The following is a 7,009-nucleotide window of genomic DNA, read 5'->3' on the forward strand; positions in this document are numbered from 1 at the left end:
CGAAACTTCTGGCGCGTGCGCGCGATCTCAGGACTTCAGCTCGGCGGCGGCGCGGGGCGCGCCGAAGGCTTCGATCCTCACCATGTTCGGGCCTTCGACGATGCCCTGCACGGTGCGGTTGGAACGGGGATTGAGAATGTCGACCGTGTCGCCGATCGCGCCGCTCTGCAGCGCCCGGCCGCGCGCCGTGAGCGTCAGCGCGCCGGAGACATAGGTCATGTCCACCTGCGCGCCCTTGGCGACAACGACCGGTGGCTGAATGTCACTCATGCGCAGCGGCTCGCCCGTCCGCACCGGATAGCGCGGGGACATGCCGACAAGCTGCGCCTCGGCGGTGATGATGTTCTGGCTGACGCGGTTCGCGGGCAGCCTGATCCAGTCGATATCCTGCCTGCGGACGACATCGCCCGGCGCGACGTCGCGCGTCAGCACCGGCACGTCGAGGACCGGATAGGCGCGGCCGGAGACGCGGCGCAGCGGGCTCGCGAGATCGTTGGCGGGCGCGCGCAGAAGCGCGTCGAAGCTGCCGGTGCGGGCGTTGAAGGCGATCTGCTCGACCTTCACCGAGAGCGCCTGGTCGATGCCGACCTGAACGCCCGCATGGCCGTTTGCGAAGTCGACCTGGAGCTTCGCCGTTACGGGAAGAGCAGGCGTCGCCGCCATGATGGCCGAGGAAACGGCCGCCGCGACCTCGGTCTCGGGAACGGCCGTGCCGGCACGCGCGACGGTGATATGGGTGAGGCCCGTTGTGTTGCGCCAGGCGACGCCGCTGCGGCGCGCGGCGAGCGAGATGCGCGAGATCGAAATGTCGCTCGTGAAGCCGGGGGCGGGCGCATCGGCAACGATGGTGCGCGCGGCATCGCCCGCACCATCGAAGAGATCGCCGAGCGTCACGACATTCTCCGTCACGGTCACTTCGGTGCGAAGCTCGGCGGCGCCGGCGGGCAGGGCCAGCGCGGCGCTTGCGAGCGCCGATGCGAAGGCGAGAGCAGCGGAGCGTTTGACGAGGTGCATGGCGGCGCGCATCGGTTTCATCCGTTACTTCAGGTTCGAGGCGACCGACATCATCTCGTCGGAGGCGGTGATGACCTTGGCGTTCATCTCATAGGCGCGCTGCGCGGTGATGAGATCCGAGATTTCGGTCACGGCGTTGACGTTCGAGGTTTCGAGGAAGCCCTGCTGGAGGCTGCCGAAGCCGGTCGAGGCGGGGGCGCCGGTCGTCGGCGCGCCGCTTGCCGCCGTTTCGAGGAAGAGATTGTCGCCCTGCGGATCGAGGCCGCCTTCGTTCTGGAAGACGGAGAGTTCGAGCTGGCCGACGATCTGCGGCGTGGTCTGGCCGGGAATGGTCGCCTGGACCTGGCCGTCCTTGCTGATGGTGATGTCGGTTGCCGTCGGCGGAATGGTGATGCCCGGCTGCACGGTGTAGCCGTCGGAAGTCACGATCTGGCCTTGCGGGCTCAGCTGGAAATTGCCGGCGCGGGTATAGGCGTCCTCGCCGCTCGGAAGCTGCACGCGGAAATAGCCGCGGCCCTGAATGGCGAGGTCGAGCTTGTTGCCGGTGTTGTTCATGTCGCCCTGCGACATGATGCGGTAGACGGCGCCCGTCTTCACGCCGAGGCCGACCTGCACGCCCGAGGGAACGATGGTGCCGGTGTCGGACGAGTTGGTGCCGACGCGGCGCAGGTTCTGATAGAGCAGGTCCTGGAACTCCGCGCGCTGACGCTTGAAGCCCGACGTGCTCATATTGGCGATGTTGTTCGAGATCACCTCGACATTGAGCTGCTGGGCCATCATGCCTGTGGCGGCGATGCTGAGCGACTGCATGTGACTGTCCTCGGTTTCCGTTCGATGTGGAGGCCGGGCTTAAGCCGGGCTTCCGATTTGCGAAATGGCCTGGCGGCGCATGTCGTCGGCCGACTGCACCAGATTCTGCGCGCTCTGATAGGAGCGCAGGATTTCCATCATGTTCGTCATCTCGACGATCGGCTTGACGTTCGAGCCTTCGAGCGAGCCCTGGATGAGGCGCGGGTTCGCGGCCGGCTGCTCCTGCTCGTCGGTGACGTAGAGATTGTCGCCCTCGTTCCTCAGCGCCTGCATGTTGGGGAAGCTCACAAGCGCGAGCTTGCCGCGCTGCTGCTCGGAGGCGCTGATGCCGTCGCGCGACGTCGTGATCGTTCCGTCGCGGGCGATGGTGATGTGGCCTTCGTCGATGGCGAAGGTGATGGGCGTTCCGGCATCGGAGAGAACGGGATAGCCCTGCGAGGTGACGAGCTGGCCCGTGTCGTCGAGCTGGAAGTGCCCGTCGCGCGTGTAGCGCACGCCCTGCGGCGTCTGCACCTTGAAAAATCCCTCGCCATTGATGGCGACATCGAGCGGATTGCCCGTCGCGCGCATCTCGCCATCGGCGAGGTTGCGGAACTGGCCGTAATCCTGAACGAAGGTCAGCGTCTTGTCGGGGCTCTGCTCGCTCGCGACCGGCATCAGATACTGATCGAAGAGCATGCTCTGCGACTTGTAGCCCGTCGTGTTCACATTCGCGAGATTGCTCGCGACGACGGACATCTCCCGCATCATGGCGGTCTGCCGCGAAAGCCCTATGAGAAGTGCGTTGTCCATGTCGGCTGGCGATCCCTGCGGGTGCTCCGGTTTTTCCGGTTTTCCATGTGCAGGGTGCGTGCCACGCATGAAGCCCAAATATTTCAATGACTTGAACCCATGATCGGGCGGCGGGGCGGTGCGCCGTGGCAGGCTTTACCGGGCAGTTCTTGCCGCCCGCGCCGCGCTTCGCAACGCTTCATTAACTAAAATCGGCAAGGATTTGCCTGCGTCCGGATCATGGTTTCCAGCGGGTTTCCGCGATGGGGCGCATTCAATCGAACCGGCGGGGGCTTGCCGGTGGGCAGGGTGGGCAGAATGGCTGCGATCGACGCCGATCTTTCCGAAGACGAGGGTGGAGAAGACGCCGCGCCCGTGAAGCGCAAGCTGAGCGGAAAGGTTCTCGTTCTCTATATCGTACTTCCGCTGCTGCTCCTCATCGGAGCGGGCGGAGGCATCTGGATGTCCGGCATTTTCGGCGGACATGAAGAAGAGAAGCCGAAAATCGCCGAGCCGGTTTTCTACGATCTGCCGGATTTTCTCGTGAACCTCAGCGGGCCGGCGCCGCAGCACTTCCTGAAGATGAAGGTGGCGCTGCAGGTGACCGACAAGGAAGCCGCCGCGCGGCTCGAAAAGGAGCTTCCGCGCGTGCTCGACAGCTTCCAGATCTTCCTCCGCGAACTCAGGACGGAAGATCTCGACGGTTCGGCAGGCATGCTTCGCGTCAAGGAAGAACTGATGCGGCGCATCAATCTGGCGGTTCAGCCGCCCATCGTCACGGACATCCTCTTCAAGGAAGTCATCGTCCAGTAAGACGCACCGTCCGACAGGGTTTTTGAATTCATGGCCGACGCCGACGATATCGATCAGGACGAAATGGCTGCCGCGATGGAAGCGATGGACGCCATGGAGTCGGAGCAGGAACAGGCGACGCCGTCCTTCCGCACTGCGCCGGAGCGCGTGCTCAATCAGGACGAGATCGACAGTCTTCTCGGCTTCGAGATGGACAATGACACGAATGTCGAACGCACCGGCATTCGCGCCATCATCAATTCGGCGCTCGTCTCCTATGAGCGCCTGCCGATGCTCGAGATCGTCTTCGACAGGCTCGTGCGCCTGATGACGACCTCGCTCAGAAATTTCACCTCCGACAACGTCGAAGTCAGCCTCGACAACATCTCGTCGATCCGTTTCGGCGACTATCTGAATTCGATCCCGCTTCCCGCCATTCTCGCCGTCTTCCGCGCGCGGGAGTGGGACAATTACGGCATGTTCACGGTCGACTCGAACCTCATCTATTCGATCGTCGACGTACTTCTCGGCGGGCGGCGCGGCACTGCCGCGATGCGCATCGAGGGGCGGCCCTATACGACCATCGAGCTCAATCTCGTCCAGCGCATGATCGAGGTCGTGCTGCAGGATGCGAAAGCCGCCTTCGAGCCCCTGTCGCCGATCACCTTCGAGCTTGACCGGATGGAGACGAACCCGCGTTTCGCCGCGATCGCGCGGCCCGCGAACGCCGCGATCCTCGTCAAGCTCCGCATCGACATGGAAGACCGGGGAGGGCGCATCGAGATGCTGCTTCCCTATGCGACGCTGGAGCCGATCCGCGAACTGCTTCTCCAGATGTTCATGGGCGAGAAGTTCGGCCGCGACTCGATCTGGGAAAGCCATCTGGCGACGGAACTCTGGTCGACTGAGATCCCCATCGAAGCCGTGCTCGACGAGCAGAAGATGAGCTTGCGCGATGTGATGGATTTCAAGGTCGGGCAGACGCTCATGCTGAACAACGGGCCCGACGCGCTGGTCGAGATGCGTTGCGGCGGGGTGTCGCTCGCATCGGGCCGCATCGGCCGCATGGGCAACAATGTCGCCGTGCGGATCGAGAACGGGATCAAGAAGCCAAATCGCATCGATGCGGTTCGCGCGGCCATCACGAATGCGGCGCCGGGCGGCGCGGAAACGGCGGGAGTGCGCAAATGAATTTGCCGATTGATCTGGTGCTTGAGGCGATCGTGTGCGTGCTGCTGGCCGCGACGATCGGATATTGCGCGACGCTCGACAAGCGGCTGCGCGCCATGCGCTCGGGGCAGGATGGCTTGCGCCAGTTGATCGGCGAGCTTTCGATGGCGACCGAGCAGGCGGCGGGCGCGATTGCGCGGCTGCGCGAGGCGACCGACGCGACCGGCCAGGCGCTTGGCGAGCAGGTCAAGCGCGGCCGTGCGCTTGCCGACGAACTGGGGCTGATGGTGGAGGCGGGCAATCGCATCGCCGACCGGCTGAGCGCGCCGCTCGAACAGCGCCGCATGGCGCCTCCGCCCATGCCGGTCAAGGCGGCGCCCCAGCTTCAGCCCGCGGCAGGGCCGAGGCAGGTGGCACCGGCGGCTCAGAGAGAGACGAAACCGGCTTCCGTGTCCCATCCCTTGCTCGATCTTCTGAAGCGCGCGCGCTGAGGCACCGGAAACATGCTCGAACGTCTTCGCCTTCTGCCGACCGTCATGCTCTGCGCCGGGCTTCTGCTCGGGCTCAAGGTCATGCATCTGGCCGTCGGCGCCGATGAGATCGGCGCGATCTCGCCGGCGCGGGCAAGCGAGCAGAAGGTCGAGGCGGGTGGCGAGGTGACCGGCAAGTCCGCGACGGCGGAGGCGCAGGCCCAGCTCGATCAGCAGAAAAAGCAGCTCAATCAGCCGAAGGTCAGCGCTTCGGAGGTCACCGTCCTTGAAAGCCTCTCCGCGCGTCACGACGAACTCGAAAAGCGCGCCCGGGATCTCGACATGCGCGAGCAGCTCGTTCGCGCGGCCGAGAAGAAGCTCGAGGACCGGATCGCCGAACTCAAGGAAGTCGAGGCGCGGATCAACCGGCAGATCGCCGACAACGACAAGCGCAACGAGGAGCGCCTGGCCGGTGTCGTCAAGATGTATGAAACGATGAAGCCGAAGGATGCGGCCCGCATCTTCGAGCGTCTCGACATGGGAGTGCTCATTGATGTCGCGCGGCGGATGGAGCCGCGCAAGATGGCGGCCGTGCTCGCGGCGATGGACCCCGTGACCGCGCAGGACCTCACCGTGGAGCTTGCGACGGGGAACGAGCTTCAGGACGCAGAAGGCGGAAAGAACGGCAACGCGAAGAACGGCGCGGCCCCCACCGCCCAGCCTGCCGCCCAATCCGCTGCGCCCGCGCCCGCGATTGCGCCCCAGGCGGTTGCGCCCGCCGCCGTGCAGGGCGCCCCGGGCCAGCCCGGCTGAGGATATTTCGCCCCTCCCGGCCCCCGAACTTAAACGTCACTTAACCGCGCCTGCTTATGCTGCCCGGTTCAAGGGTGAGCGTCCTTGCGCGCGTTTCCGCGGGCGCGGGGGGAGCGCCGGAACTTCATGATCGGGGCCTGACGAAATGGGCAGAGGCGGCGCAGCGTGAACGGCATTCTTCGCCAACGCCTGAATGTGGCGCGCGCGCTGGCGGCAGCGGCGATCCTCGCCCTGTGCGTCGCCTTCGCCGCATTGCCGGCCCGCGCCGCGACGACCCTTGCGACGGGCTTCTCGCAGACGGGTGGCTATGGCCGCATCGTGCTCACCTGGCCGGGCGGCGTGCCCGCGCACAAGGTGGCGGCGGCGACGGGCGTTCTCGTCGTCACCTTCGACAAGCCCTTCGCTGTCGATCTCAACGAATTCATACGGCAGATGCCGGACTATGTCGCCATGGCGCGGCAGGACAATGACGGCAAGACGCTGCGGCTCGCGCTCAAATTCGACTACTGGACGAATGTCCGGCAGGTCGAGAACAGCCTTTATGTCGACCTGCTGCCCAAATCATGGGCGGGCGCGCCGCCGCCATTGCCTGCCGATGTGCTCGCGCGCATCGCCGCGGCGAAAGAGGCGCGGCGCAAGGCCGAAGAGGAAGCGCGGCTGAACAAGCAGCGCGGCGTCGTCGAGCCCGATGCGCCGTCGCCGGGCCTCCGCGTCCGCGTCGCGCGGCATGAAGCCATGACGCGCCTCGTCTTCGACTGGAACCAGCCCGTGCTTTACTCGCTGGCCCAGCAGGAGGGCTCGGCGACCGTCACATTCGACCGGACGGCCAAGGTTGCGCTTGCCGCCATCCGCGTCAATCCGCCTCCCTATCTCCAGTCCATCACCGCACAGGAGCGCGACGGACGGCTTTCCGTTTTCCTGAAGCTCGCGCCGGGCGTCACCGTCAGTGACTTCCGCGAGGATCTGGGCGTCGTTCTCGATCTGAAGCCCGCGCCGCCGCCGCAAGCGGGCAGCGAGGGGCAGGCGCTATCGGAGCCCGCCACGAAACCGGCCGCGCCCGCCGAGAGCCACGGCCCGCAATCCATCCTGCCTTCGGCGGCTGCGGACGCGCCCGCCGCACCGGCCGCGCAAGTTTCACCGGACGCGCCGCTGCCGCCCACGCAGTCACC

At 65.7% G+C, this 7,009-nt stretch carries 7 protein-coding genes and 1 pseudogene; 5 read left to right on the plus strand and 3 right to left on the minus strand.

Annotation, left to right across the window (positions count from 1 at the left end; all coding sequences use genetic code 11):
* Positions 1-27: 27 nt before the first annotated feature.
* The 3 genes from flgA to flgF are packed head-to-tail and all read right to left on the minus strand — an operon-like array spanning position 28 to position 2,616.
* On the minus strand, positions 28-1,035 hold the full coding sequence (flgA, locus tag WBG82_RS09820; protein ID WP_424424329.1) for a flagellar basal body P-ring formation chaperone FlgA: 1,008 nt from the start codon (positions 1,033-1,035) through the stop codon (positions 28-30).
* 3 nt (positions 1,036-1,038) lie between these two features.
* Complete coding sequence (flgG, locus tag WBG82_RS09825) at positions 1,039-1,824, minus strand: flagellar basal-body rod protein FlgG (RefSeq protein WP_424424331.1); 786 nt, start codon at positions 1,822-1,824, stop codon at positions 1,039-1,041.
* 39 nt (positions 1,825-1,863) lie between these two features.
* Complete coding sequence (flgF, locus tag WBG82_RS09830) at positions 1,864-2,616, minus strand: flagellar basal-body rod protein FlgF (RefSeq protein WP_424424333.1); 753 nt, start codon at positions 2,614-2,616, stop codon at positions 1,864-1,866.
* 297 nt (positions 2,617-2,913) lie between these two features.
* On the opposite strand from flgF, the gene WBG82_RS09835 reads away from it, so the two are divergent.
* The 5 genes and pseudogenes from WBG82_RS09835 to WBG82_RS09855 all read left to right on the plus strand — a co-directional run.
* Positions 2,914-3,408 (plus strand): flagellar basal body-associated FliL family protein, encoded by a 495-nt coding sequence (locus WBG82_RS09835; protein ID WP_424424335.1) that lies wholly within the window; start codon positions 2,914-2,916, stop codon positions 3,406-3,408.
* A gap of 30 nt (positions 3,409-3,438) precedes the next feature.
* Complete coding sequence (gene fliM / locus WBG82_RS09840; protein ID WP_424424337.1) at positions 3,439-4,578, plus strand: flagellar motor switch protein FliM; 1,140 nt, start codon at positions 3,439-3,441, stop codon at positions 4,576-4,578.
* Positions 4,575-5,048, plus strand: a complete 474-nt coding sequence (locus WBG82_RS09845) for a DUF6468 domain-containing protein (RefSeq protein ID WP_424424339.1) — start codon at positions 4,575-4,577, stop codon at positions 5,046-5,048. The genes fliM and WBG82_RS09845 overlap by 4 nt, the downstream gene beginning before the upstream one ends.
* 12 nt (positions 5,049-5,060) lie before the next feature.
* Positions 5,061-5,840, plus strand: coding sequence for a MotE family protein (locus tag WBG82_RS09850; RefSeq protein WP_424424341.1), 780 nt, complete (start codon positions 5,061-5,063; stop codon positions 5,838-5,840).
* A 165-nt stretch (positions 5,841-6,005) separates the two neighbouring features.
* Positions 6,006-7,009 (plus strand): annotated as a pseudogene (locus tag WBG82_RS09855) (hypothetical protein); the annotation flags it as partial.

Origin of the sequence: Parvibaculum sp. (assembly GCF_049671045.1) — a bacterium.
Taxonomy (GTDB): Bacteria; Pseudomonadota; Alphaproteobacteria; order Parvibaculales; family Parvibaculaceae; genus Parvibaculum.

Excerpts from the sequence above, each read along its gene's own strand:
- flgG (WP_424424331.1), bottom strand. The coding sequence starts at position 1,824 with ATGCAGTCGCTCAGCATCGCCGCCACAGGCATGATGGCCCAGCAGCTC.
- flgF (WP_424424333.1), bottom strand. The coding sequence starts at position 2,616 with ATGGACAACGCACTTCTCATAGGGCTTTCGCGGCAGACCGCCATGATG.
- WBG82_RS09850 (WP_424424341.1), top strand. The coding sequence starts at position 5,061 with ATGCTCGAACGTCTTCGCCTTCTGCCGACCGTCATGCTCTGCGCCGGG.
- WBG82_RS09845 (WP_424424339.1), top strand. The coding sequence starts at position 4,575 with ATGAATTTGCCGATTGATCTGGTGCTTGAGGCGATCGTGTGCGTGCTG.
- WBG82_RS09835 (WP_424424335.1), top strand. The coding sequence starts at position 2,914 with ATGGCTGCGATCGACGCCGATCTTTCCGAAGACGAGGGTGGAGAAGAC.
- fliM (WP_424424337.1), top strand. The coding sequence starts at position 3,439 with ATGGCCGACGCCGACGATATCGATCAGGACGAAATGGCTGCCGCGATG.
- flgA (WP_424424329.1), bottom strand. The coding sequence starts at position 1,035 with ATGAAACCGATGCGCGCCGCCATGCACCTCGTCAAACGCTCCGCTGCT.